At 39.6% G+C, this 26,151-nt stretch carries 21 protein-coding genes; 11 read left to right on the top strand and 10 right to left on the bottom strand.

Translation table 11 applies throughout. The annotated features are described in order from the left end of the window. Nucleotides 1–4 precede the first annotated feature (4 nt). The 9 genes from DUT70_RS13205 to DUT70_RS13245 all read right to left on the bottom strand — a co-directional run bounded on the left by DUT70_RS13205 (nt 5) and on the right by DUT70_RS13245 (nt 9,655). Complete coding sequence (locus DUT70_RS13205; RefSeq protein WP_113647823.1) at nt 5–652, bottom strand: class I SAM-dependent methyltransferase; 648 nt, start codon at nt 650–652, stop codon at nt 5–7. Further along, nucleotides 649–1,980 (bottom strand): flippase, encoded by a 1,332-nt coding sequence (locus DUT70_RS13210; RefSeq protein ID WP_113647824.1) that lies wholly within the window; start codon nt 1,978–1,980, stop codon nt 649–651. The genes DUT70_RS13205 and DUT70_RS13210 overlap by 4 nt, the downstream gene beginning before the upstream one ends. 18 nt (nt 1,981–1,998) lie before the next feature. After that, complete coding sequence (locus DUT70_RS13215; RefSeq protein ID WP_113647825.1) at nt 1,999–2,523, bottom strand: DinB family protein; 525 nt, start codon at nt 2,521–2,523, stop codon at nt 1,999–2,001. A 15-nt stretch (nt 2,524–2,538) separates the two neighbouring features. After that, complete coding sequence (locus tag DUT70_RS13220; RefSeq protein WP_113647826.1) at nt 2,539–3,531, bottom strand: DUF4476 domain-containing protein; 993 nt, start codon at nt 3,529–3,531, stop codon at nt 2,539–2,541. 62 nt (nt 3,532–3,593) lie between these two features. Then, nucleotides 3,594–4,283, bottom strand: coding sequence for a YjjG family noncanonical pyrimidine nucleotidase (locus DUT70_RS13225; RefSeq protein WP_113647827.1), 690 nt, complete (start codon nt 4,281–4,283; stop codon nt 3,594–3,596). A gap of 29 nt (nt 4,284–4,312) precedes the next feature. Continuing rightward, a complete protein-coding gene (locus DUT70_RS13230; RefSeq protein ID WP_113647828.1) occupies nt 4,313–4,627 on the bottom strand; it encodes a low molecular weight protein tyrosine phosphatase family protein in 315 nt (104 codons plus the stop codon). Nucleotides 4,628–4,636: 9 nt separating this feature from the next. Beyond that, the gene (gene upp, locus DUT70_RS13235; RefSeq protein WP_113647829.1) at nt 4,637–5,281 is read right to left on the bottom strand and encodes a uracil phosphoribosyltransferase; all 645 of its coding nucleotides are present in this window, start codon (nt 5,279–5,281) and stop codon (nt 4,637–4,639) included. 32 nt (nt 5,282–5,313) lie between these two features. After that, complete coding sequence (locus DUT70_RS13240) at nt 5,314–6,627, bottom strand: polysaccharide deacetylase family protein (RefSeq protein ID WP_113647830.1); 1,314 nt, start codon at nt 6,625–6,627, stop codon at nt 5,314–5,316. A gap of 154 nt (nt 6,628–6,781) precedes the next feature. Beyond that, nucleotides 6,782–9,655, bottom strand: a complete 2,874-nt coding sequence (locus DUT70_RS13245) for a ligand-binding sensor domain-containing protein (protein ID WP_113647831.1) — start codon at nt 9,653–9,655, stop codon at nt 6,782–6,784. A gap of 178 nt (nt 9,656–9,833) precedes the next feature. On the opposite strand from DUT70_RS13245, the gene DUT70_RS13250 reads away from it, so the two are divergent. The 5 genes from DUT70_RS13250 (at nt 9,834) to DUT70_RS13270 (ending at nt 17,998) form a co-directional block, all read left to right on the top strand. After that, a complete protein-coding gene (locus DUT70_RS13250) occupies nt 9,834–10,667 on the top strand; it encodes a hypothetical protein (protein ID WP_128353364.1) in 834 nt (277 codons plus the stop codon). 44 nt (nt 10,668–10,711) lie between these two features. Continuing rightward, complete coding sequence (locus DUT70_RS13255; RefSeq protein WP_113647833.1) at nt 10,712–13,759, top strand: SusC/RagA family TonB-linked outer membrane protein; 3,048 nt, start codon at nt 10,712–10,714, stop codon at nt 13,757–13,759. 39 nt (nt 13,760–13,798) lie between these two features. Then, nucleotides 13,799–15,484: a RagB/SusD family nutrient uptake outer membrane protein gene (locus DUT70_RS13260; RefSeq protein ID WP_162926623.1), complete on the top strand. Its 1,686-nt coding sequence runs from the start codon at nt 13,799–13,801 to the stop codon at nt 15,482–15,484. A gap of 75 nt (nt 15,485–15,559) precedes the next feature. Then, nucleotides 15,560–16,864 carry a glycoside hydrolase family 2 TIM barrel-domain containing protein gene (locus DUT70_RS13265; RefSeq protein WP_162926624.1) on the top strand — a complete coding sequence of 435 codons (1,305 nt, stop codon included), beginning with the start codon at nt 15,560–15,562 and terminating at the stop codon, nt 16,862–16,864. Nucleotides 16,865–16,897: 33 nt separating this feature from the next. Beyond that, nucleotides 16,898–17,998 (top strand): family 16 glycosylhydrolase, encoded by a 1,101-nt coding sequence (locus DUT70_RS13270; RefSeq protein ID WP_113647836.1) that lies wholly within the window; start codon nt 16,898–16,900, stop codon nt 17,996–17,998. Nucleotides 17,999–18,273: 275 nt separating this feature from the next. Here DUT70_RS13270 and DUT70_RS13275 read toward each other — a convergent pair whose 3' ends face one another. Continuing rightward, entirely contained in the window at nt 18,274–18,789 is a 516-nt protein-coding gene (locus tag DUT70_RS13275) for a DUF6702 family protein (RefSeq protein WP_113647837.1), read from the bottom strand. Nucleotides 18,790–18,866: 77 nt separating this feature from the next. Between DUT70_RS13275 and DUT70_RS13280 the strand changes: the two genes are divergently transcribed. The 6 genes from DUT70_RS13280 to DUT70_RS13305 all read left to right on the top strand — a co-directional run bounded on the left by DUT70_RS13280 (nt 18,867) and on the right by DUT70_RS13305 (nt 26,150). Next, nucleotides 18,867–19,451, top strand: coding sequence for a HupE/UreJ family protein (locus DUT70_RS13280; protein ID WP_113647838.1), 585 nt, complete (start codon nt 18,867–18,869; stop codon nt 19,449–19,451). A 12-nt stretch (nt 19,452–19,463) separates the two neighbouring features. After that, the gene (locus DUT70_RS13285; RefSeq protein WP_162926625.1) at nt 19,464–21,830 is read left to right on the top strand and encodes a M1 family metallopeptidase; all 2,367 of its coding nucleotides are present in this window, start codon (nt 19,464–19,466) and stop codon (nt 21,828–21,830) included. 291 nt (nt 21,831–22,121) lie between these two features. Beyond that, entirely contained in the window at nt 22,122–24,161 is a 2,040-nt protein-coding gene (uvrB, locus tag DUT70_RS13290) for an excinuclease ABC subunit UvrB (RefSeq protein WP_113647839.1), read from the top strand. Nucleotide 24,162: 1 nt separating this feature from the next. Next, nucleotides 24,163–25,452: a DUF3472 domain-containing protein gene (locus DUT70_RS13295; RefSeq protein ID WP_113648155.1), complete on the top strand. Its 1,290-nt coding sequence runs from the start codon at nt 24,163–24,165 to the stop codon at nt 25,450–25,452. A gap of 30 nt (nt 25,453–25,482) precedes the next feature. Further along, on the top strand, nt 25,483–25,686 hold the full coding sequence (locus tag DUT70_RS13300; RefSeq protein ID WP_113647840.1) for a YwbE family protein: 204 nt from the start codon (nt 25,483–25,485) through the stop codon (nt 25,684–25,686). 209 nt (nt 25,687–25,895) lie between these two features. After that, nucleotides 25,896–26,150 (top strand): DUF4834 family protein, encoded by a 255-nt coding sequence (locus DUT70_RS13305; RefSeq protein WP_113648156.1) that lies wholly within the window; start codon nt 25,896–25,898, stop codon nt 26,148–26,150. Nucleotide 26,151: the final 1 nt, after the last annotated feature.

A 26,151-nucleotide genomic window follows, 5' to 3' on the forward strand; every position in this document is an offset into this window, starting at 1 on the left:
ACGGCTAGATGTCCAAACAGTTTTTTGGTTTGTAAAAAACAGAGGTTGCTTTGTTATAAAAAAGTCCAGGAGAAATACCAGAGAAAGAGAGTTCTTTAAAGCCTTCTGCCTTCAAAAAGGTTCTAGCTTCTTCGTAAACCTCACGTTCCGAATCGTCTAAAACCAATACACCACTTTCAGTTAGTGCACTAATACTGTGTTTGCAACAGTTTACCCGGTCTCTTCCATCCACAATAATCACGTCAAATTTTTCACCTAGTAGTTTGGCTTTTTGGCTATATTCTCCATTCGGTTCAAGCTTGGTGAAAATCATTTCGGCATTTGGGGCTTTTTGGTTCACAATCTTCTTGTACCAAGCTTCATCATGCTCTACTGAAACTACTCGTTTTACATGCTTGGCATAAAAAAGGGTAGAATTGCCCGAGCCATATTCAAATACAGATAAGTTTTTGTTCAATCTGTATTTGATAAAATCGATGAACGAATAAGTTACCCAAGGAATAGGTTGATTGTGCGCATCTACTGCTTGGCGGTTATCAAAAGCTGTAAACCATCCAATACTAGCCAAATAGCCTTTATGGCCATACGATAAAAGGGCAGACAAACGCTTTGGTTTGGATAGAAGTGTTGCTAGTGCTTGTAGTTTGTTCAACGTTTAAAAATTTTTTGAAATAAAGAAACCAAAAATAATGATTTTAACATCATTAAACCTTGTCGGTGTGTTTTTGGGATCACAAGGATAAAGAAAGTTGCGACAAAATAGGCCGCAAGTGTAGCCATTGCTGCACCCATAATTCCAAATTTGGGAATTAGATAGATATTTAGTGCAATATTTACGGCAGCTCCAACGGCAGTTCTGATTAAAGAAATTTTAGTATAGCCTTCTGCAATAAGATATTGGCCACTTGCAGAGCCCAGAAATACGAAAATTCCTGCCCATACATGTACGGAAAGTACATGTGCGCCAGTCCAAAATTCTTCTTTATAAATGATCCTATAAGCCAAAGGCGATATCAAGGTGGTGACTATAGCGATACTTAAGCTCATCCAAACCATTAGATCATACATATTTTGTAACCTCTTTTGGTACCTTTCTGGATCATCACGTTTGGCATTCATAATCGCTGGAAAAACCGATGTAACAATGGCCACTGGGATAAAATACCAACTCTCGCTTAGCTGAACAACAGTGGAGTATATGCCTAACTGTCCTGAGCCTAAATAATTATCTACCATGAGTTGGTCTATTTTCATGTATAATGAAACAAGAATAGCAGAAAATGCTAAAGGCCAAGCGTTAGAAAGTAGATGTTTGGCAATATTTTTTTTGTATTTCCATTTGAACAAACTACCAGCCTTTTTGTGGTAAAAATAGAAATAGCCAAAAGCTAAAATGACGGTATCGAAGAATATAGCCCAAATGAACCAAATCAGTTCTGCATGATTCAAAATCAATAGCAATTTGATTAATGCAGAAATAATATTTCCAAATACTTGTGTAAACGTTACATATTTGGCCTGTACTGTAGCTTGGAAATAACTATCGGTAATATAAAAAGCTTGTGTGATGCCACTTAGTCCAATGATCAAAATATAGCTTAATGGCGTTTGTGTAGGCGTAAAAAAGTTTTGGTTAACGAGATAGCCAATATAGATCAACGGCATTGCTAATAGACCGCCAACTAATTTTAAACTTAATGCGGTTCCTAAAAGTTCATTCTTTTTTTCGGGATGTTTTAAAAGTTCTCTCGTTGTAAAGCCGTCTAGGCCTAAGGCCGCCGCCGCTATGAAAAAAGCGATGAATGCTTGAGGATAATTTAATAAGCCATTTTGATCTTTGCCCAAGTAATTGGCAATAGCAAATCCAACTAAAACTTTGATCAACAAGCTACCAACACGAGCAAGTATTAGCCAGCCTGTATTCTTAAAATACTTGTGTAGGGCATCTTGGTCAAAACCTTTAATGTGGGGCAGCTTCATTGGCTCAAAGATGCAAAATTAGCTTTGTTGCTTAAAACTATTTTCGATACGTTTCAATTGTGCTAGATGATGCTTAAGGTGTATCTCAATAAATCGTAGCCAGTGTTTGGCATTTAGATAACCTATTACTGGATGTTTAGCCTTAATTTTTGGATCAGCATTCTTGATTTTTGGATAGGCTAAGGCGAGCTGTAGCTCAAAATCGGTGATGAACTGCTGTGCCGCTGCGGGACTTATTTTCTTTACCCTCTCGGCCATTTTAGGAGGCGCTTTATATTTCCTGCCTGGTGGAAGCATCCCTAGCCATAAAATGAACTTTACCGCCAGGGCAGTAGGTTTTACTTGACCATCTCCTTTAATACAGTTGTTCATCGCTAATAACGATAGCAAGCTCGAGTCGAAAATATGCGAATAAACCTCGCTATAGCTCCAGCCACTAATGGGCGGCTCTTGCTGAAAATCAGCTGGGCCTAAGTGGTGGAGCATTTGTTGATAGGCATCAACGGTTTTCAAGATAGATTGATATACTTTTTCGACTTTCATGTCATTAATTCGATGCTATTTTTGCTTGCTAATGAAATCTAATAATGCCTGTTTATTACTTTGAAATTTAAATTTATCAGCAAGGGTATAATAATTCTCTTTATCAAAGGTAATCCTGAATGCCCATTTGGCAAAATCCAAGCCTTTGTCTTCAAAACTATAGCAAGCAATCAGTTCTTTCACCTGTTCGCTGGTAAGTTTTATATTTATTAACGCAACTTTAGCCAATTCAGTTTTATTGTCGTCAAAAGCTTCACTTTTAAATCGTTTGTAAAAGGCCGCAAAATCGTTTGCAGACATTGGCCTGTTTCTAACCTGTTCTGTTTTTTGTGCTTCTAAAAACTTCATAAATTCATCCTTGGTGCTCATAAAAGTAAAGGAGTCCTTCAGTAAATAAAATTGATGCGGGTCTACGACATATTGAAACTCCTGCTTGGCGAGGAGTAGTTTACTTTCATCCTTAAAAAACAGCGGTAATAGTTGACCAATTTGCTTGGTACTAAGGGCCGCATAATTAGAATAAGCGGTAATCACTTTCAGCTTTTGGTCATCAAAAGCTTCTTGTTTTACACGGACAACTAGGGCGTCGAAATCATTGCTATATTGCGGCTGACCTGGTCTGTTTGGCGAAACAACAGCGTCTACATATTCATCAAAGTCATCCAAAGCATAAACGTTGTTGATGTAAATGTTGAGTTCTTTTAGGAGGGTTAAGCCACTTCTTCTCGAAAAATTGAAAACAAGCCTTTTGTTGGGAATGACATTAATTTCTCTCGAAAAAACTTTTTCCGAGCCTGCAAGAATCGTAAGTATAGGTCGGGTATTATAAACGTCGTAAAATCGAAATCTTCCAGTGGCGGAACTGATTAATTCATCGTCTAGATAAACTTTGAAATGGCCACGTTCTGCCACTTGTACAAAAACTTCGGCTTTGCCACGGGTTCTTTGTGCAAAGGCAAGGCTAATGGACAGTAAAGCCATTAAACCTAGTAGGATTAACTTCTTCATATGAATTCATTTGTGTGTGGTTTGGTCAAAGCCAAAATCAATCCAATATCTGTTAAGGAAAGTTAAAAATGGTCAAGCAGTTCTTCCAAATGATGAATTTGCTGGGCTACATCGCTGGGTTTAGTAGCTTTAAGAGGGTTAAAGAAAATGGCTTTCATGCCAAAATTTTGTGCACCATAAATGTCAGCTTCAAGGCTATCGCCAATCATGATGCTTTCGTGTTTGCTAGCCTGCGCTAAATTTAAGGCATATTCAAAGATGGCTTGGTCTGGTTTATTGACTCCTACATCTTCAGAAATCACCACATTTTTAAAATAGGGATTGAGGTTGGATACTTTCATTTTGGTAAGTACCGCTTCTTTAAACCCATTGGAAATGATGTGTAAAGGATATTTCTGTTGCAAATAACTGAGCACCTTTTCTGCACTTTCAAAAAGATTGGTTTTGGTGGGGCCTATGCTTACATAATCTTTCTCAAAATTTTCAGGAACAAGCTCTGGACTTAAACCAAGGTCTATAAATGTTTTTCTGAAACGTTCCTCTCGCAGCGCTTGCTTACTGATTTTACCTACATGGTATTGTGCCCAAAGCTGATGATTGTTTACGGTATAAGTGCTGATAAATTGCTCTGCAGAGTTGATTCCAAGTTCTTTGAGCTTATAAGCTTCGTACAGTTCCAACAAAGTTTCATGGGCATTGCGGTCAAAATCCCAAATGGTATGGTCAAGGTCGAAGAAAATGTGCTTAATCATGTATCGAAGTTTAAATGCAAAGGTAAGCATTATAAATAAGGAGCTACCTTGGTTTTAAGCTCATTGATGAGTTCTTCATCCATGTATTGATACTCGTCTTCGATATTTAAAATGACTGTTTTTTGTCTAACGCTATTCCCAAATTTCTGTTCAATAAGCTGCAGGTGCTTTTTCTCCATGACAAAAATAACCTCGGCCCAATCGACATGCTTTTGATTGATTTTTATTCTGGCGGAAGGCGATGTTCCAGCAGACCTGGCAAAGATAGTAGGGTGGTTTTTGTAGATAGCTTCTCCCGTTGGACTTCTCCATTCATTTCTACTGCATACAAAAAGGATATTCATCGAGCTAATTTACTGCTTTATCCCGTAAGCTAAATCTCCAGCATCACCTAAGCCAGGTACGATGTAACTTTTGCTAGTCATTTCACTATCAATAGCGCCTAGCCATAAACTGGCTTTGGGCAAATTGGCTTTTACATGGGCTACACCTTCGGTACTGGCAATGGCCGCAACAATATGCAACTTTTCGATTTTGTAGGAGTTGATGAGCTCTTTTGCGCAAAGAACAATACTTAAGCCTGTAGCTAACATTGGGTCAACTAAAATGACGGTTTTGCCTTCCAAATCAGGCGCTGAGATATGTTCCATTTGAATCACGAAATCGCCATTTTTCTTCGTCTTACGATAAGCCGTAATAAAAGCCGATTCGGCTTGGTCAAAAACACTCAACATGCCTTGGTGCATTGGAATACCCGCCCGTAAAATAGTCGCTAAAACAGGGGCTTGGACCAATACTTGGCTTGTGGCAATGCCTAATGGTGTTTGCGTTTCTACTTCCTGATATTTTAGCGTTTTGCTTATTTCGTAGGCAAAGAAAGCTCCTAAACGCTCCATATTTTTACGGAAACGCATGGCGTCCTTTTGTATTTGCTCGTCTCTTAACTCGGCAATAAAGGTGTTGGCAATGCAATTGTTTTTGCTTAGGTCGTATATCATGTTATAAATATAACCAAATACGCTCTAAATTGTTACGGGTTTTTGGAGAATGCAAGCATTTTTTCGTACACCTGTTTCCAGTCTTTCCAGTGGCCCGTTTCCGAAAGGCTTTCGTTGTGCCACAAACTATAAAAGGTGCCATCTACAATCTTTACGCTTTCCATTAAATCGTGGATAAGCATTACCGCTTGGGTTGGATTTAGCTTGAGGTATTTACGTAAGGTACTGTCCATTACCGCAAACGGATGAATTTTAAGGTGGGATTGCTTATCGAGCTGTAAATCATACCAAAAAAAAGGAGTACATGTCCCAGCTCTAAAACCCACTTGCGAGGCATATCCCATGGTGTAGTCGTGATTAATGCCTACTTTGATAAGTTGTAAATACGTTTTTGGCAAATGTAGTTTAAGGTAATGCTGTCTCGAGCTATCTACGCTTTTATGTAGTACTGATTCTAATAATTCCTTTTCTTCTCTCAACTTAATTACATGACTATTGGAAGCATAGGAAGGATGAAGGCCGACTTTAGCTTCTTTGACCGTATTTTCAATCAGCTGTTGTAACAATTCGTCGTTGGGATGAATGTTCACATCATGTGTTCGATGCCCTTTGTAGGAGAGGAGGAAGAAGAAAATGGCATTCAAACCATGTTTTTGGTGTATTTGATGTAGAAACTGGTAGGTGTCAAACGGGTCCTTTCGTTTGCCCAAACCCGTACGGATAATGTTGCTGAACTTTTCCGTATCGCCTTTGGTCAAGGCTCTTACCAAACGGGCAGCATTTTTAATGATTCCGCTCGATTTGAAATGGTAAGCTCGGTCAATATCGATAGTAGGGATAAATTCAAATTTTCTGCTTCCAAAATGTAAATCCGAAAGCTTGTTGATGAGCAGGTTTTTTAGGATAATTCCCCATTGGTCAATTACTGGGACTTTTAGAAGACCCAATTGAAATTGTAAACTCAATTTGGCGGGAAATCTCAAATGCTCGTCGGGCTCAAAAGGAAGATATTCTTCGTACCTGCTCAAAAAATAGAATGATGCCGCAAAAATATCAAAAGGCAAAGCACTTCCTTTTACGGCAAAGGGCACCCGTTCATTTCCAAAATCAGTAATGTCGATCGTTAAGGGTTGGATGTTGTTTTTGGAAAGTAGGCCATCTGCTTTAAAAAAAAGTTCACCTGCCAAAGGAACTTCCGCATAAGTAAATTTCGGGCCATTGTAATCCACAAATTGTTGGGCTACGCTGGTGAAATCGAAGTCGCAACGCAAAACCTCTCTGAAAATAAAATTAAAGATGTATTTGGTACGTGGAGTAACCTGTGGAGAGAAAACGAGCAGTTGCATATTTACTAAGATAGTGAATATGCATTTTTAAACAGAAAATTTAAGATGTTTTTTGTTTAGGGCACTGTTGATGTGCTGTTGAGCTTGTCGAAACATTGATAGAGGCCTTCGACAAGCTCAGGCTGACAGGTGATGGTTTTGGACCGACAGGTAACTAAAAAGCATTGAAAAACTCAAACAAGTTCACATTCCCATTAATGTTCAGCTTTTTCCTTAGTCGATATCGCCCAATTTCCACACCACGTGGCGAAATCTTCATCAATTTGGCAATTTCCTTAGTAGAAAGATTCATTTTAAGGTAAGCAGAAAGTCGTAATTCGTTGCTGCTAATAGAGGGATAGGCATCTTTCAGATGCTTCAAGAAATCGACGTGTACTTTATCAAAATGAACGGTAAACTGTTCCCAACTTTCGTCTGATTTTTCTTCGGCATTAAGTAACCTGATGATTTTGTTAAAATCGGCAGCCTGCTCATCATCTTTAAGCTCTTTTTTTAGCTTGAAAAGCTCTGTTTTAATCTTCGACATGAGGTCTGCCTTTTGCACTAAGTGCATGGTGTTGGAAGCAAGTTCTGAGTTTTTGGTTTCTATTTCCAGCTCGAGTTTCTCATTTTTTAGTTTGATGATTTCCTTATCCGACTTGTCCATTTCCAATTGGTGCATGTATTTCACATGTTCCTGTTCCCTTTGAAAGGCAATACGCTGGTTGGTGATTTTACGTTGCTGCCTTTTGTAAACAAGGTAGATGATCCCGAAGAAAATCAAGACGTACACCACGTAGGCGACAATGCTTTGGTACCACGGTGGTAAAATGGTAAACTCATAGGTAGCCGCAAGCGATTCGTTGCCCAAATTGTCCTGCGTTTTAACCATAAAAGTATAGTTGCCAGCGGGAAGGTTGGTATAATCCTTTTCGGTTTTTTTATCTAATGCCGACCAATTATCATCAAAGCCTTTTAGGTAGCAAGTGTAAAAGGTGTTTGCCTTGTTTTTAGTAAAGGTAGAAGAATATTCGAAATGGAAGGAATTTAGGCTATGTTTAATACGGTGTTTGACGGTTTGGCTGGCATTTGCATTTACATCGCCAAAGTAGCCGCCAAACAATAAACTATCGGTTTTTCCCGAGGCTTTAACCAAGCTAATGCGTACTTGTTGTTTGCCATATCTGCCCAAATATTTCTCAAAATTAAGATGGTAGAAACCTTTTTGGGCACCAATAATAATGTTGTTCTTGTCGACACAATTGATATGCTCAAAGCCACCAAGGGTTTTGCCATTCAATTCGGGAATGTAGAGCAATCTGTAGTTTTTTCCATCAAACTGTGCCACCCCAAGTTTTTTTTCTTCAATGAACCAAATGTTGCCTTGAGCATCTTCTTTAAGATAACGCACATATCGTTCGCCAAAAATAGGCGTAAAAAAATTCGAGACTTCAAATCGGTCTGTTTCGGGATTGTACTCATAAACGCCTTTTTCCGTACCCACGGCAATACGATTTTTAACACGGTAGATGTGGTTGTTAAAGGTAGAAGGCAGTCCTTTTTTGTTGGTATAAAGCGATACGCTGGTGGTTTTTAATCCCGATAGGGTAATTTTATAAACACCTTTGTAAGGATGTGATACCCAAATTTTGTTCCCATCTGGAATGACAAAACGGGCAGATTCACTGAAATTTGCAATATTGCCTACTACTTTGAACTGACTACTCTGATAGTTGAATATTGAGATTCCGTTATAGTTGCCAGAAAGGATCCAACTATTGGAAGGGTCGGCGGTAGGGAAGTCAACAAAATTCCAATAGCCTCTTCCCGTAGCAATTGGCACCGCTTGATTGTTCACCGCTTCAAAAGCACCCTCGTGTCTGCCCAAAAGTAATTTGTTATTGAGCACGTTCATGCCCCAAGCTTGGCCTCCCGCATTGGCTACAGGTGTAAAATTAGCTTGTGCCAAACTAATGTCGCCGCGATGTGCTAACGGAAGCTTATAAATGCCGTTGGATAGGCCTACGTATAAATTGTTTTGGTAAATGATGGAAGTGTGTCCACCTGCGTTATCAAAAATCGGTGGGTTAATGTGTTTTAGCGCGTTTCCACTGGCAATAAAACTAATACCATCGGCTAGACCTAACCAGATGTTATTGTTGTTGTCCTTAAATAAACTTAATACCGAATTGTTTTGAAGTCCAGCGTTTTTAGACAAATGGTACAGCTCTTTGCCATTTTCCTCCATGAGGAAAAAGCCATTATTTAAGGTGGCAAGGCCAAGGGTGCTTTCATTGACATTGCAGGTATTGGTGATATTAGGAATATGCGCAGCTTCTTTAATCGGTGTCATTTGACCACCGTTAATGACTTGTAAACCGTGCGATAGAGAGCTTACCAGTATGCCGCCATTTCCATAAGGACACATTGAACTAATGGTAAAATAAGGAGAGATAGGTTCTTTAAGTAGTGGTAACCAATTGTTACCGACTAATTTCAGGAGTCCTTTTGTTTTATCGTGCGCAATAATTTCGTTGTTGGCCATTCCTAGGTACAGCCATTTGGAATTGGTGCCAAAAACAGTAATCTCATTATTATACCATCTGAAAATGGCGTTTTCGGTTCTAAAAAATACTGCTTTGCCAGCATACTGTATGTTCCAGATATCGGCAAAAGAGCTATAGCTTTTAGGGATTTTGGGTTTTAAACTGTTGAAAGTGAGCTTTCCGTTCTCGTCTGGAGCAAAATACCCAAAGTCGCCCTGGCCACCTGCGTATATCTTATGATCGGCAGCGATCTTAATTGACCTTACAATGGTTTTGTTCGGAAGAGGATAGATTTTCCAACGGCTACCGTCAAAAGTGAGCAGTCCTTCATCGTTGGCAAAATAGAGCACGCCATTTTTGTCTTGTTGAATATCCCAGTTGTGAGTCCCCCCTCCATAAGTAGTATTGTCATAGTTGACAATGTCGGGCATGCCAATTGGGTTTTGAGCAAAACTCAATAAGCAGCTAAACAAAAATAGAATAAGTGATATTTGGCGTTTCATTAACAAAATAAAAGTAGACAAAATCTGTGTTTCTTCAAATGATGTAGGTGAAATCCTTTATATTGGTGCTTTTTAAGCGGTTTTGATGTAGTTTTGATGGGGTTGTAAATTTGGAGCTTGGTAGCCATCGGTAATACATTTGTGTTAATTAACCCGATAACCAAATAATAAAAATCGTATGAACTACAAGTCGTTTGTAAGGCATCATTGTCTTTTGTTGTTGGCTTGTCTTACACTTTTAAGCTATGGCTGTAAAGATGAAGACTATGCCGATAAATTAGGAACTCCTGCTAAAGCATCTTTTAAGGTGACCAAAGTACAGGGCAAAGTAAATACCTATCTATTAGAAAGCACTTCTCAAAATGCTTACCGTTACCAATGGGATTTTGGCTTGAACGAAGGGCCTAAACCTGCGGGTGCTTCTACCGAAGCTTATTTCATTTCTAAAGGAACCTACAATGTAAAGCTTTATGCTTACGGTGAAGGGGGCTATGACATCGCTACACAGCCAGTGGTGGTAGACCAAGATGATTTTACGCCAACCTTGAACAATCCTATTTTCCAACAGTTGGTAGCACATGCTTGGAAGCTAGACCCAGCATCAACGGCGCCTATTACCGTAGGTACTGAGAACAACCCAGCAGAATATTTTGGTGGCGGCGCTTTGGCCAATTGTCAGGTTGATGATGATTACACTTTCAGCTTTGCTAATAACGCGTTTAAGTTAAGTTACAAAGCCAACGGACAAACCTTTAATGCGGGAAATATTGCTCCAAACTACAGTTGTGCGGCAGATAGATCTTATGATTCTGCTTTTACTTTTAGCACAACGGTTCAAGGTGCAGGGATTGCTACCATCACCATTCCAGGTAATGTGCCAGATAGATTTATTGGTGTAACCGATGTTGCTTCTAATAATTATCGTATCATTTCTATTTCAGCTACTGAAATGGTATTGCGTTCTGGAAAATCAAATGAAACAGTGCACCAAATGCGTTTCGTGAAAAAATAGTGCGCCGTTAACGGTATTGTGAAATTAAAAGACCAAATATAAATATGAAAAAAATTCGACTATTAATCGTATTGCTAATTTGTTCGTTTGCGCTGCAGAGCGCATTCGCACAGAACTTTACTGTTTCTGGTGTGGTGAAGGACAGATTGGGCAAAGAAGTTCCAGGAGTTTCGGTAATCATTAAGGGCACCACTAACGGAGTTTCTACGACGGCAGATGGTAAGTATTCCATTACTGTCCCTAAAGCTGGTACTACCTTGGTATTTTCTTTTATTGGAATGACCACTCAAGAGTTCTTAATCACCAAGTCAGAAACCATTAATGTGGTGCTAGACGAGAGTGCCAACTCACTTAACGATGTGGTGATTGTGGGTTTTGGTACTCAAAAGAGAAGTAATGTAACGGGTTCCGTATCTACTGTAAACAATAAACAATTGGTTCAAACACCAGTTGGAGATTTGAGTAATGCGCTTGCAGGTCGTACGCCTGGGGTAATTACCAAACAACCTTCTGGTGAGCCAGGAGCTGATGGTACCCAAATCTACATCAGAGGTAACTCTACTTTTGGTGGTGGTAGCATGGAACCATTATTTGTCATTGATGGTGTGGTGCGTTCTGGCCGTGATTTCGGTCAGATGGACCCGAATGAAATCGAAAGCGTAAGTATTTTAAAAGATGCTTCTTCGGCCGCAATTTTTGGGGTAAAAGGAGCTAACGGTGTTGTTTTGGTCACTACAAAACGTGGAAAGGCTGGACAAATTACCACCAATTATTCATTCAACTACGGCTTTTCTAAAGTAACCAGACTGCCTGATGCTTTAGGCTCTTATGAGTATGCCGTGTTATACAATGAAGCGAAATTAAACGACAATCCAAACGCAACGCCAGAGTTTTCATTGGAGCGTTTGGAAGCTTTTAAAAATGGAACTGATCCAGACGCAAATCCTAATACCGATTGGATGGATTTAGTACTTGGAGGTACTGCACCAAGAATGCAGCACAACCTATCATTAGCAGGTGGTAGCGAAAAAATCAAATACTTCACCTCTTTCGGTTATTTAAACGAAGACGGTTTGTACAGTTCTTTAAATTATAAGAGATATAACGTAAGAAGCAACGTGGATATCCAAGCTACTTCTACTACAAAAATCTCTATTGATTTATCAGGCAGGTTAGAGAACAAACAATCTCCGCCAGCAAGTATCGATAACATTTTTGAGCACACCATGCGTAACCCGCCAGTGCAACCTGCTAGATTTTCTAACGGTTTGTTAGCGGCGCCAGGTGTATATCCAAATCCACTGGCATTGATTAGTGAAGAAAGCGGCTACAACAGAAATTCTGCGAGTTATTTCATGAGTAATTTTCAAGTGGTACAACAAATACCAGGTGTAGAAGGACTTTCTATTAAGGGAGTTTTAGCTTTCGATAGAAACTTCAACCAAAATAAAATTTGGAATCAGTGGGTGCCACTTTATGTGAGAAATAATGATGGAACTTACACCGTGAACTCTCAATCAAAATCATCGCTTTCTAAAGGATACGGTGAAGGACAAAGCACTGAATTGCAAGGTCACATTAACTACGACAGAAGGTTTGGTAAACACGGTATCTCTGCATTGGCTTTGGTATTACAAAAACAAAATCAAGGCACAGGAATTTATGGCGCTAGAAATTCTTACGAAAGTTCCGCTTTACAGATTTTAAATTTCGGTCCAGCTTTAAATGAGGTATTGAGCGATGGCGAAGATAAAACAGCTTTGCGTAGTGCTGCAGTTCGTGTCAACTATGACTACGATGGTAAATACCTTTTCCAAGCGAGTTTAAGAAGAGATGAGTCAGAGAACTTTGCGCCAAAAGAAAGAACAGGCTATTTCCCTGCATTTTCTGCGGGTTGGTTAATCACCAGAGAAAATTTCATGCAAAATGTAAAGTTTATCGATTTCTTAAAACTGAAAGCTTCTTACGGTACTTTGGGTAGCGACCGTATTCCAAGCCGTTTTGGTTACTACAACCGTTATAACCTAGTGCCTAACGTGTACCCATTTGGTGGTAATTTTGTAACAGGTTTAACCCCTGGAGCTATTGCCAACGAAAATTTAACTTGGGAAACTTCTGTTAAAATGGATGCTGGTATTGAAGCTAAATTCTTTAAAAGCCAACTAAGTGTTGATTTCACTGTTTTTAAAGAAAGAAGAAAAGACATTTTAGCGACAAGGTCATTATCTGTTCCATTGAGTTTTGGAGCTGCTTTGCCTGCTGAAAACTTCGGTATTGTTGACAATAAAGGTTTTGAGTTAGTGTTAAACCATACCAAACAGTTAACTAATGATTTGTCGTACTTCATTGGAGGTAACTTCACTTACGCAAAAAACAAAATTGTAGAAGCGGCAGAAGCTTCTAATATTCCTGAATATAGACGTATTACAGGAAGACCAAACGGTGGGATTTATGGTTACAAAGCAGTAGGCATTTTTAAAGATGCAGCAGATTACGCAGCTTCACCAAAACATACGGCATATTTAAGTTCTACAGGCCCTGGTGATATCAAATATCAAGATATTAACGGTGATGGAGTAATCAATGATGACGACATCACTTATTTAGGCAACGGCTCATTACCACAAATTCTTTATGGTATTAATGGCGGGGTGAATTTCAAAGGTTTTGAATTGAACTTCTTGTTCCAGGGAGCGGCCCAATCTCAACAATTGTACACACAAAATGCGGCATGGGCTTTCCACAATGGAGGTCGTGTAAATGCGGAATGGTTAGACAGATGGACTCCAGCTCGTCCTGATGCACCACTTCCTCGCTTAACCTTAAACACCAACGGTAACAACTATTTGGTAAGCAGTTTTTGGGTGCAAAACTCTAGCTACATCAGGTTGAAAAATGTGGAGTTTGCTTATACCCTTAAAAACAAATTGTTGTCTAAAATTGGGGCCAATAGCCTGAGAGTTTATGCTCAAGGACAGAACTTGTTCACCATTACCGATTTGATTAACCTCGATCCAGAGAATACAAACGGTATCGGTAGATATTATCCTCAACAAAAGACTTACACTTTTGGGGTTAACATACAGTTCTAATTACCAATCGTCGATATGATTACTATTAAAAGAAAAGAAATGAACAAAAGATATAAATGGTTGGTCGGCGTAATGGTAATTACGCTTACAACTTTCTCATGTAAAAAAGGTCTATTGGATATTAAACCAATCGATTTCGTATCTGATGCAGCTGTTTTTCAAGATATCACCCTAACCAATCAGTTTGTTAACGATATCTACGGCTCCTTGTTAAGTGGGTTTGAGCGTAGAGATTTTGGTTACGACCAAGATTGGGCACGTGGTTTCTCTAACTTGGATATGATGACAGATGATATCGAAGGTCACAATGATTTGCCAATGAACAGAGTGCAAGCGGGAGACCTAAACGCTCACTTTTCGGAAGGCACGCAGTTATGGGCGGTTAACTATAGCTTAATTAGAAAGGCAAATACCCTGATTGCCCGTATTGACGGTGTACCTACCACTAATACAGCATTGAGAGACCGTTTAAAGGCAGAAACCAAATTTTTAAGAGCATTTGCTTATGCAGATTTAGTGAAATCGTTTGGTGGTGTTCCTTTGATCACTACAGAGCAAAACGTGAATGATAATTTGGAAGTACCTAGAAATACCTACGACGAGTGTGTGGCATTTATCATTAAAGAATGTGATGAGGCAGCTGCGGTATTACTACCAAGTTATCCAGATGCAGAATTGGGTAGGGCTACAAAAGGAGCAGCGTTAGCCTTAAAAGCAAGAGTATTGCTTTACCATGCGAGTCCATTAAATAACCCAAATAACATTGTTTCTAGATGGGATGATGCCGCAAAAGCAGCGCAACAAGTGATGGCTTTGGCACCTGCAACTTATGATCTTCATCCAGATTACTATCAGTTATTCATGACTAAAGCTGGTAACAAGGAAGTGATTTTTGCAAAAAAATTCGGTCGTCCAAATCGTACACACCAAAGTGCTTGGATGTTGCACATGAGCTTCACCCCAACAGGTTGGGGAGGCTGGGGTGCTTTTCATGCCACACAAAACTTGGTAGATGCTTTTGAAATGAGAACTACAGGCTTACGTCCTGATGAGCCTGGTTCTGGATATGACCCACAAAATCCTTATGCAAATCGTGATACCCGTTTAGACAAAGCCATGTTGATGAATGGTTCACAATTTAAAGGCATTACGGTAGAAACTTTCCAAAGTGCTGATCTTGCAGTTTTTCCTGATGGTAATGCCAATAGCCGTACCAATGGCGATAGAACTAAAACTGGTTATGGTTTGCGCAAGTTCATCGACGAAAAAAATATGACTGCTGATGCGGTGTACCAAGGAGGAGATAACGATTGGATTTACATGCGTTATGCAGAAGTATTGTTAAACTATGCAGAAGCTAAAAATGAGTTTAGTGGACCAGATGGTACAGTGTATGATGCTTTAGACAAAGTACGTTCAAGAGGTGGATTGCCGCCAATTACCAGAAACTTTTCTCAAATCACTTTGAGAGAGAAAATTCGTAATGAGCGTAGAGTAGAGCTTTGTTTTGAAGAACAACGTGTTTATGATGTGCGCCGTTGGAAAACTGGAATGACCTATTTTAACGGTCCAGTTTACAGAATGAATGTGATTAAAAACACCAATGGTTCTATCACCTATACCAAGGCAGTATTAGAGAACAGGGTTTATAAAGAAAGCTATAACCTTTTCCCTATCCCTCAAATAGAAATGGAGAGAAACAGAAAATTAACTCCTAATCCGTAAAAATTTAATAGAAATGGCATTTTATTTCCCCCTGCGATGGGGGAAATTTTAATGCACAGGTTTAATCCTGATAATATGCAGAAAAAACTTTATAGCACTATTGTCATATGTGCGGCAGTCTGTAGCAATCTTTTTGCTGCCGAAAAAAAGCTAAGTAACGAGCCGCTTCAGCCGTTAAAAGTGGAAGTGAAAAAAACCGAAAAAGGTTTCGAGCTACTTAGAGATGGCAAACCCTATTTCGTTAAAGGTGCTGGCGGCACTTCTTATTACCATAAAGTGGCAGCCTACGGAGGAAATTCTGTTCGTACGTGGAGCACCAATGGTGCAAAAAGCATTCTAGACTCTGCTCAAAAAAACGGATTAACCGTGATGATGGGCCTACCTGTTACTGCAGAACGTCATGGTTTTAATTACGATGATCCCGTTGCAGTTAAAAAGCAGTTGGAGCGAGTGAAAGCAGAGGTGCTGAAATACAAAGACCATCCAGCACTATTAACTTGGGGCATTGGGAATGAACTTAACCTATCGTACAAAAATCCAAAGGTATGGGAGGCTGTTAACGACATTGCCAAAATGATTAAGGAAGTTGACCCTAACCATTTGGTGACTACCGTATTGGCAGGTGTCAACAAAAAAGAAATAGAACACATTAAAGCTACTGCACCAGCCATTGAGCTTTTGGCCATCAATACTTATGGTGGCTTGGCAGAGCTTCCTGCAAAAATTAAAGCGGCGGGTTGGAATGGGCCTTATATGGTGACCGAATGGGGGCCTACAGGCCATTGGGAAGGTTTACAAACAGATTGGAATGCTCCCGTAGAAGAAACAAGCACTGAAAAAGCAGCTGTTTATCAAAACCGTTACCAATATGGTATCGAAAGAGATAAAACCAATTGCTTAGGATCTTACGTGTTTTTATGGGGTCAAAAGCAAGAAAGAACACCTACTTGGTATGGTCTTTTTACTGCCAAAGGCGAAGAAAATGAAGTGGTAGACATGATGCATTACCTTTGGAAAGGAGCTTTTCCAAAAAACAAAGCACCGCACTTGTATGGTTTCCTGTTAAACAACCAAAAAGCTAACCAAAGCGTGTACTTAAAACCAGGAGTGAATTACGAAGCAGAAGTAATGGCTACAGATCCAGACAATGACCGCTTGAACTACCGTTGGGAATTACTCCCCGAAGCAACCAAAGTAGGAGAGGGCGGTGATCATGAGGACAAACCAACAGCTTTACAAATGGTGCATACCAATAAAGGCAACGGAAAAATTAGCCTTACCGCACCAAAAACTAGCGGGGCATACCGTTTATTTGTGTATGTAGAAGATGGAAAGAATAAGGTAGCGACTGCTAATATTCCATTTTTTGTGAAAGAGTAATTGCCTAAATTGTTAATATAAAGAAACTGAAAGATGAAAGTAGAGATAAGCTTGTTTAGAAACTGGTTACTTATGGGTTTGATGCTGACCATGAGCCTAAGTTGTAAAAAAGAGGCAAAGGCTGTTGAGCCAAGCAATCTTCAATTGGTGGCCACTGTAAGTACTGATGGCTCAGGTAGAGTTGACTTTGTAGCCACGGCAACGAACGCAGATCGTTACTTCTTTAATTTCGGTCAAGGCAGCAATGAGAGCATTAAGTCTAACGATGGTAAAGCGGTAACCATTTATACCCAAGGAGGAACTTACACCGTAAAGGTAACCGCATATTCATCGAGCGATAAATCGATTGAGTTGACCCAAAAAATAACTGTAGATATAGATGAAGTGATTGATAACACGGGCTATATTTCTCCTGAAAGCTATCCCGGAATGACCCTTGTTTGGCGAGATGAATTTAATGGCGATGCTTTAGATACCAAATTTTGGAACTTTGAAGAAGGCAATGGCGTAGAAGGATGGGGCAACTGGGAGTTACAATACTATCGTAAAGAGAACACCAGAGTACATAATGGTTATTTGACCATTACCGCTAAAAAAGAATCCTATGGTGGAAAAGAATATACTTCTTCAAGATTAACCACACAAGACAAAAAAGACTTCCTTTATGGTCGTATCGATTTTAGAGCGAAATTGCCTAAAGGGCAAGGAATTTGGCCAGCATTTTGGGCTCTGGGCGCAAACATCCGTACTTCGCCGTGGCCGTTTTCGGGAGAAATTGACATCATGGAAATGGTAGGCGGTGGCCCAGGAAAAGACAATACCGTTCATGGTACCGTGCATTATGAGGACGGTGGACACAAATACATTGGAGGTTCAACTACGTTAACTTCAGGAGACTTTTACGATAAGTTCCACGTATTTTCTTTAGTGTGGACCGCTGCTTCTTTAAAATGGTATGTAGACAATGTGGAGTTTTACACGTTTGATACCACTGGTGCAAATAAGGATGAGTTCAGACGTTCCTATTTCCTACTTATTAATCTCGCTGTTGGTGGAAACTGGCCAGGCGCACCAAATGCCAACACCGTTTTCCCACAGAAATATATTGTAGACTATGTTAGAGTTTTTCAATAGAAAAATCATCCGTTAATAGTTAATATTGTTTGTGAAGTCCCGCATTTGCGGGACTTTTTTTGTTAGACTTGTAAATATCAAAGATGTATGGTATCATATGAGGTGCGAATATGGGAAAGAGTTTTTCCTCCCCCTTTAATTCCCCTCCAGCGGGGAAACATAGCGCTTTAAGCATTTTGCATATCCCCCTCTTTGAGGGGGTAGGGGGAGGAAGATAGGTTGAATCTCCTAAAACACTGCCCCATTGGCACTCCCTCTACGAGAGGGAAATTTACTTAAAAAGAAACAGCCATCTTCCTTTCTGGAAAGCTTGCTTTGGTGCTTTTTCTATTGCCATTTTTCTCCACGTGGAGAATATTCATTTGGTCCTCAAACAAATCATACAAAATACTATTGTCAACACTTAGTGTTTTAAAAGCGGCAGAGTTCCCAATTTCAAGATAAACATTGGTGGCTTCGTGATCATTTTCGAAACCTAAATAATTGTACTTCATCGATTTTTCGTCGATAACGAATTTCAAAGTGCTTTCTAAATAATTTTTCACAAAAGCACTCATCTCCTTTTCCTGGCTTTTCGAATACAGATCGATCTTACTTTTAAATCGCTTGCTCAATACATTCTCAAAGTCATCCGTAAAAATTTTACAAGTAATTTCTAGCGATTTATTTTTAGCGTTGTAAGCAACTTCAGTGTTGCTGACGTGAAAAGGATGTTTTTTTACTTCTTCTTTTGGAGAAAAGCTGAAAGGAAGCAGTAAAACAAGTAACAATTTTGAAAATATTGGATTCATTTTTTAAACTAAGCCTTAAAAGTAACAGAAAGAACCTAACTTAGGTTCAATTAACTAGCTAAAATTAAAAATCCTACATGTCGTTTTCCGATTTTCTATTCTATTTTGAGCTGGGTTGGTCGCATATTGTAAGTTTAGATGCTTTAGATCATCAACTATTCATCTTGGCACTTATTGCGGTTTACACCTCTAAACAGGTCAAGCAAATATTGATATTGGTTACTGCATTTACGGTTGGACACTCTATTACATTAGCCCTAAGTACTTTCGATATCATCCGCTTTGATAGCAAATGGGTAGAGTTTTTAATTCCATGCACCATTTTTGTCACGGCAATTGCCAACCTGTTTAAGAACGACAAACGGAAAAAAAATGTACAACTGAATTACTATTTGGCGCTGTTTTTTGGTTTAATTCATGGAATGGGCTTTGCAAATTCGGTCCGTATGATGCTGGCAAAAGACCAATATATAGGTTGGGGTTTATTTGGCTTCAACTTAGGGCTAGAAGTTGGACAGATTATTTTTGTTGTTTTAACCATGTTGATCTCAGGGATCTTCCTGTATTTTTTCAAAGTACGACAAAGAGATTGGGTCATATTTGTATCGTCCGCTGTTTTTGCCTTAGCTTTGCAAATGGCTTTGCAGCGAATACCTTTTTAAAATAAAAAACAAATGAAAAGATTTTACGGTTTCTGTTTAAGTGCTACCTTACTTGCTTCGGCTGCTATGGCACAAAACATCCAAAATAATCCAGGAAGTAACCACGGAAACAAGTTTGAACAGCTAGGCACCATATTACCTACGCCTAACGAACAGCGTACAGCAAGCGGTGCTCCTGGAGTAAAATATTGGCAACAACGTGCCGATTACGACATTAAATGCGAACTGGATGAAAACACGCAAACTTTAAAAGGAAGCGAAACCATCACCTATTACAACAATTCGCCAGATCCACTTACCTACATTTGGATCCAGCTCGATGAAAATCAGCATAACAACCTTAAAAATGCCAATTACCAAAGTGCAACTAAAATGCCTCAAAGCGCAACGGATAAACAGGTGGAGGGTTTCGAACTAAAAACAGCTGACAACGGCTTTGGGTTTAATATCCTAAAAATTACCGATGCACAAGGTAAAAGTCTAAAATACACGGTTAATAAAACCATGATGCGAATTGAAACGCCAGTGCTAAAATCTGGAGATAAATTCGTTTTCAATATCGATTGGAATTACAAAATTGTGGACAGGATTGCAAAAGGCGGCAGGGGTGGTTACGAGTACTTCCCAGCTGATGGCAACTATTTGTTCACCATGGCGCAATGGTATCCTCGTCTTTGTGTTTACAGCGATTTTCAGGGATGGCAGAACCACCAATTTACGGGCAGAGGCGAATTTGCTTTAACCTTCGGCGATTTCAAAGTGCAAATGACCGTGCCAGCAGATCATGTAGTGGGTTCTACAGGCGAATGCCAAAACTACGCCCAAGTACTTACGCCCACTCAACTATCGAGATTTAATACAGCAAAAGCGGCTAAGGCACCAGTGGAAATTGTAACCTTGGCCGAAGCAAAAGCTGCTGAAACGAAGAAGTCGACCGCTAAAAAAACTTGGATTTTCCACGCTAAAGATGTTCGGGATTTCGCTTGGACTTCCTCTCGTAAATACATTTGGGATGCCATGAACCAAAAGATGTCAAACAAAGATGTACTTTGCATGAGTTTCTACGGAAAAGAAGCCTACAATCTTTACAGCAGATATTCTACCAGAGTGGTAGCGCACAGCATCAAAACCTACTCAGATTTTACCATTCCTTATCCATATCCAGTAGCGCAAAGTATTGAAGCTGCAAACGGAATGGAATACCCGATGATCTGTTTCAACTATGGCAGAACCAATGAAGATGGCACCTACAGCGAAACCGTAAAAAACGGAATGATCGGTGTAGTTATCCACGAGGTGGGACATAACTTTTTCCCAATGATCATCAATAGCGACGAGCGTCAGTGGTCGTGGATGGACGAAGGACTGAACACTTTTACACAGTTTATAACCGAATCATCTTGGGACAATAAATTCCCGAGCAAACGTGGCCCAGCTTATGCCATTGTGCCTTACATGCAATTACCAAAAGATCAACTGGAGCCCATCATGTCCAATTCAGAAAACATTGTGCAGTTTGGTCCAAATGCTTACGCTAAACCTGCCACGGGTTTAAATATCCTTCGTGAAACCATTATGGGCCGCGAGCTTTTCGACTATGCTTTCAAAGAATATTCGAGAAGGTGGGCTTTTAAACATCCCACACCAGCCGATTTCTTTAGAACCATGGAAGATGCGAGTGGTGAAGATTTAGATTGGTTTTGGAGAGGCTGGTTTTACAGTACCGATGTTTGCGATATCTCTTTAGATGAAGTGAAATATGCAAAAGCTGATTTTCCTCAACCTGCAAAAACTAAAACAGAAAAACCAATGGTGGGTAAACCTATCTTAACCGATGACGATATTAGCAAGCAAAGAAACAGAGAAGACAAAACAATTAAGTTCTATACCGATCAAGATTTAGAAGCCCGTGATTTCTACTGGAAATATGCCAGAGGTTTGGTGCAGGTAGATAGCAGTAAGGTGAAAACCAAGGAAATAAGATTGCCTGCAGAAGAATTTACGAGTGAAGAAAAAGCAAAATATAGCAACAAACATTTTTATGAACTTAACTTTAGCAATAAAGGCGGTTTAGTAATGCCAATTATTGTGGAGTTTACTTTTAAGGATGGTACCAAAACCGTAGATAGAATACCCGCACAAATATGGAGGCTGAACGAATTGAAAACCTCTAAATTTTATGCTTTAGATAAAGAAGTGGCAGCCATTAAAGTAGATCCTTTTCGCGAAACTGCCGATATCAATGAAAGTAACAACACTTGGGGAGCGGTAGAAGCTGCGCCATCTAAATTCCAAATGTTTAAAGCGGCCCAAGCCGCAGGCCGGGGACAATCGGAAGGCGTTAATCCAATGCAGTTTGAAGTAAAAAAAGGGAAATAATTATGCTTTGATTATACCTGAAGTCCCGCTCCTGCGGGACTTTCTTTTTTGATAACATTTGATCGCGGTAGCTGTTTAGTATTCGTTTTTGCGAGGTTTTGCACTCGTCATTTCGACGATAGGAGAATTGAAAATCAACAGAGTTAAATCTAACAACATATTAATTGCACATCGAAAGATCTCTCCGCTCGCTTAGCTGCGGTCGAGATGACGAAACTTTTATGCAGCGAAAGAATACAAAAACTTACTGCTTATATTTAGGTTAATCCTTAAACCGTATCTTTGTTCATCATGAAGTTCAAACTAATTTCCGATTATAAACCCACTGGCGATCAACCTGGAGCAATTGCCCAACTGGTTGAAGGCGTGAATGCTGGCGACCACTATCAAACCCTTTTAGGAGTAACAGGTTCAGGTAAAACATTTACGGTAGCCAATGTAATTGAACAAACCCAGCGGCCAACGTTGATCCTTAGTCATAACAAGACTTTGGCGGCGCAACTATATGGCGAAATGAAACAGTTCTTCCCCGAAAATGCAGTGAACTACTTCGTGTCGTACTACGACTACTATCAACCAGAGGCGTACATGCCCACCACTAATACTTACATTGAAAAAGATTTACAGATCAATGAGGAAATAGAAAAATTGAGATTGAGATCTACCTCGGCCTTAATTTCGGGGCGCAGAGACGTGATCATTGTATCTTCCATTTCTTGTATTTATGGTATGGGTAATCCCGAAGATTTTTCGAAATCGGTATATCGCTTTGGCGTAGGTACCCGAGTAAGTAGAAATGCTTTTTTACACCATCTGGTGGAAATTTTATATGCCCGTACCATCAATGATTTTAAACGTGGAACTTTCCGTGTAAAAGGAGATACTGTCGATATCTATCCAGCCTACATGGACCATGCCTACCGCATTTCTTTCTTTGGAGATGATATCGAAGAACTGTCTGCCATTGACCCAGTAACGGGAAAAACCATTGAAAAACTGGAGGACATCGCGATCTATCCAGCTAACCTTTTCGTTACACCAAAAGATCGCTTTAACCAATCCATTTGGGGAATACAGGAAGAACTAGAGGTACGTAAAAATCAATTATTGAATGATGGTTTACTTCTGGAAGCTAAACGTTTGGAAGAAAGGGTAAATTTCGACATCGAAATGATGAAAGAGTTGGGTTACTGCTCTGGAATTGAAAACTATTCTCGTTTTTTTGATGGTCGTACACCAGGAATGAGACCCTTCTGTTTGTTAGATTATTTTCCAGACGATTATTTGATGGTGATTGATGAAAGCCACGTAACGGTGCCGCAAATTAGGGCCATGTACGGAGGCGATAGGTCCCGTAAATTGTCGTTGGTAGAATATGGTTTCCGTTTGCCTTCAGCTTTGGATAACCGACCATTAAACTTTGAAGAATTTGAGAACTTAGCCCCTCAAACCATTTATGTGAGCGCTACACCAGCCGATTACGAACTTCAAAAATCAGATGGGGTAGTGATTGAGCAGGTGATCAGACCAACAGGTTTGTTAGATCCAGTAATTGAAATCCGCCCAGCCATTAATCAAGTGGACGACCTTTTGGATGAAATCGATAAAACCATCAAACAAGGAGACCGAGTTTTGGTGACTACGTTGACCAAACGCATGGCTGAAGAATTGACCAAATACATGGACAGATTGAATATCAAATGTCGTTATATCCATTCCGAAGTAAAAACATTAGAAAGGGTAGAAATTTTACGGGGATTGCGTTTAGGAGAGTTTGATGTTTTGGTAGGGATCAACCTTTTGAGAGAGGGGCTAGATTTGCCAGAAGTAAGTTTGGTGGCTATTTTAGATGCCGATAAAGAAGGCTTCTTACGTTCAGATAGAGCGTTGATCCAAACCATTGGTCGTGCAGCCCGTAACGATAGGGGAAGAGTAATCATGTACGCAGACGACATTACCGACTCTATGGAGCGTACCATTACGGAAACTAATCGACGTAGGGAAAAACAAATTGCTTACAATTTGGAGCATGGCATTACCCCTAAAACTGTAGGTAAATCGAAAGCTGAAATTATGGAGCAAACCTCTGTATTGGAAGTTTCGGAGAAACAGAAAGCAAGGGCAAAAGCTTATGTAGAAGTGGACGAAGTAAGTATGGCAGCCGATCCAGTAGTACAATATATGACCAAACCCGAGATGCAAAAAGCCATTGATAAATCTCGGAAGGATATGCAAAAAGCAGCCAAGGAGATGGACTTTTTGTTGGCCGCTCGTTTGCGCGACGAGATGTTTGCACTCGAAAAAGTTTTTGAAGAAAGATTTAGTAAATAAGATGAATAAGAAATTATTAAGCATTGTATTGATTTGTGTAAGTAATTTGCTTTTTGCACAAAGTGAATATCAAATTGTTGTCCCTATGGGTGGTAACGCCTATACCAACATTGAAAATGATAAGACCATTACCCGTAATGGAATTGCCAATTGGAATAATAGCAATATCATTTATAAGGTGTACGTTCGTTTAAAACAGCCTGGAGAACTAAAAGTAGCTTTTGATAAAATAACCAAGGTGGAAGGAAATAGTCAGCTTAGCATGGGAATCAACAACAAATTCCAAACGGTTGAGGTGGCAGAAGGAAAAGATACTCCCAAAGAAATAGGTTCATGGCAAATAAAGGATACAGGTTACGTAGCCATTACCCTTAAAGGACTGAAAAAGACAGGCGGAAAATTCCCTGATATTGGAGGATTGATTTTATCAGGAAGTGCCATTACCGCACAAACATCCTATGTAAAAAATAATGAAGGCAATTTTTTCCATTGGGGAAGAAGAGGCCCATCTGTGCATCTGAATTATCAATTGCCAGCTCAAATCGAAGCGGAATGGTTTTACAATGAATTAACGGTACCAAAGGGAGAAGATGTCATCGGCTCGTATTTTATGGCCAATGGGTTTGGTGAAGGCTATTTTGGTATCCAAGTGAACTCCGCTACCGAAAGGCGAGTATTGTTTTCTGTTTGGAGCCCATTTACCACCGATAACCCCAAAGATATTCCAGATAGCCATAAAATCTTGATGTTAAAAAAAGGGAAAGAGGTGCACACGGGTGAATTTGGGAATGAAGGCTCGGGTGGACAGAGCTATCTTAAATACAACTGGAAAGCAGGGAATACCTATAAGTTTCTGTTGCGGGTTACACCAAGTCCAAACGTTAAAGATAGCACTACCACGTATACCGCTTACTTTTTTGCTCCAGAACTTAACGAATGGCAATTGGTGGCATCTTTTAAAAGACCAAAAACCCAAACCCATTTAAAAAGACCACATTCTTTTTTGGAGAATTTTATTCCAGCTTACGGCGACCGTTCCAGAAAAGTGTTGTTTAACAATCAGTGGGTGTGCGATACTAAAGGCAACTGGATTTCTCTAAATACTGCACGTTTTACTGTCGATAACACAGGCAATGTAAATTACCGTAAGGACTATGCTGGAGGCTTAGATGGCGACAGTTTTTATCTAATGAACGGAGGTTTCTTTAATCATTTTACGCCTGCCAAAACCATGTTCAGCAGGAAAGCAACCAATAAAAAACCTCAAATTGATTTTAGCAAACTCCCATAACCATTGGTCAGGAGTTGATAACATAATAAAATGCAAGGACAGCATAGAAAAGATATTTACCCAGGTTTAGAAGTGGGGATCATCCTTAAAAAAGACCAAAGGAGTGGGAATGTAACTTATGGCGTAGTTAAGAATTTATTGACCTCGGCTACGTTCCATTCAAGAGGGATAAAAGTACGTTTGGAAGATGGGCAAATCGGTCGAGTTTGCGAAATTGTAGAGGAAGACTGTTGATAAGAATTATCCGCTATCAAACACCTATGTGTTTATGTGATTATGTTTTTGGGAATCTAAATGAACCACTTAAGTAATAGGATAAGTTCTTTTTTCGCTATAGTAAAAGTTATATCATTAATTTCGAATTGTAATGAAATTGCAATGAAAAGCGTTATTTGAAACAAAAAGCTGTAGGCAAAGTCTATATTTGTAATAAGAGTAAAAAAATGGGATACATATTAAATTTTCTATTAATAGCGATAATTGTTTTATGGGTAATTAGATTACTGGTAAGGATGATATTCCCTGCTGTAATTAGAAACGCCTTTGGCAATATGCAAAAACAAGCTCAACAGCAGCAACAACAAAGATCTAACCGTCCAGAGGGTTCAATCTCTATAGACTACATGCCACAAAAGGATAAGAAAAAAGGCAACGCCGATAAGTTAGGGGACTTTGTGGACTACGAAGAGGTGAAGTAGT

It is taken from the genome of Pedobacter chitinilyticus, from assembly GCF_003313385.1.
In the GTDB taxonomy this organism is placed as follows: Bacteria; Bacteroidota; Bacteroidia; order Sphingobacteriales; family Sphingobacteriaceae; genus Pedobacter; species Pedobacter chitinilyticus.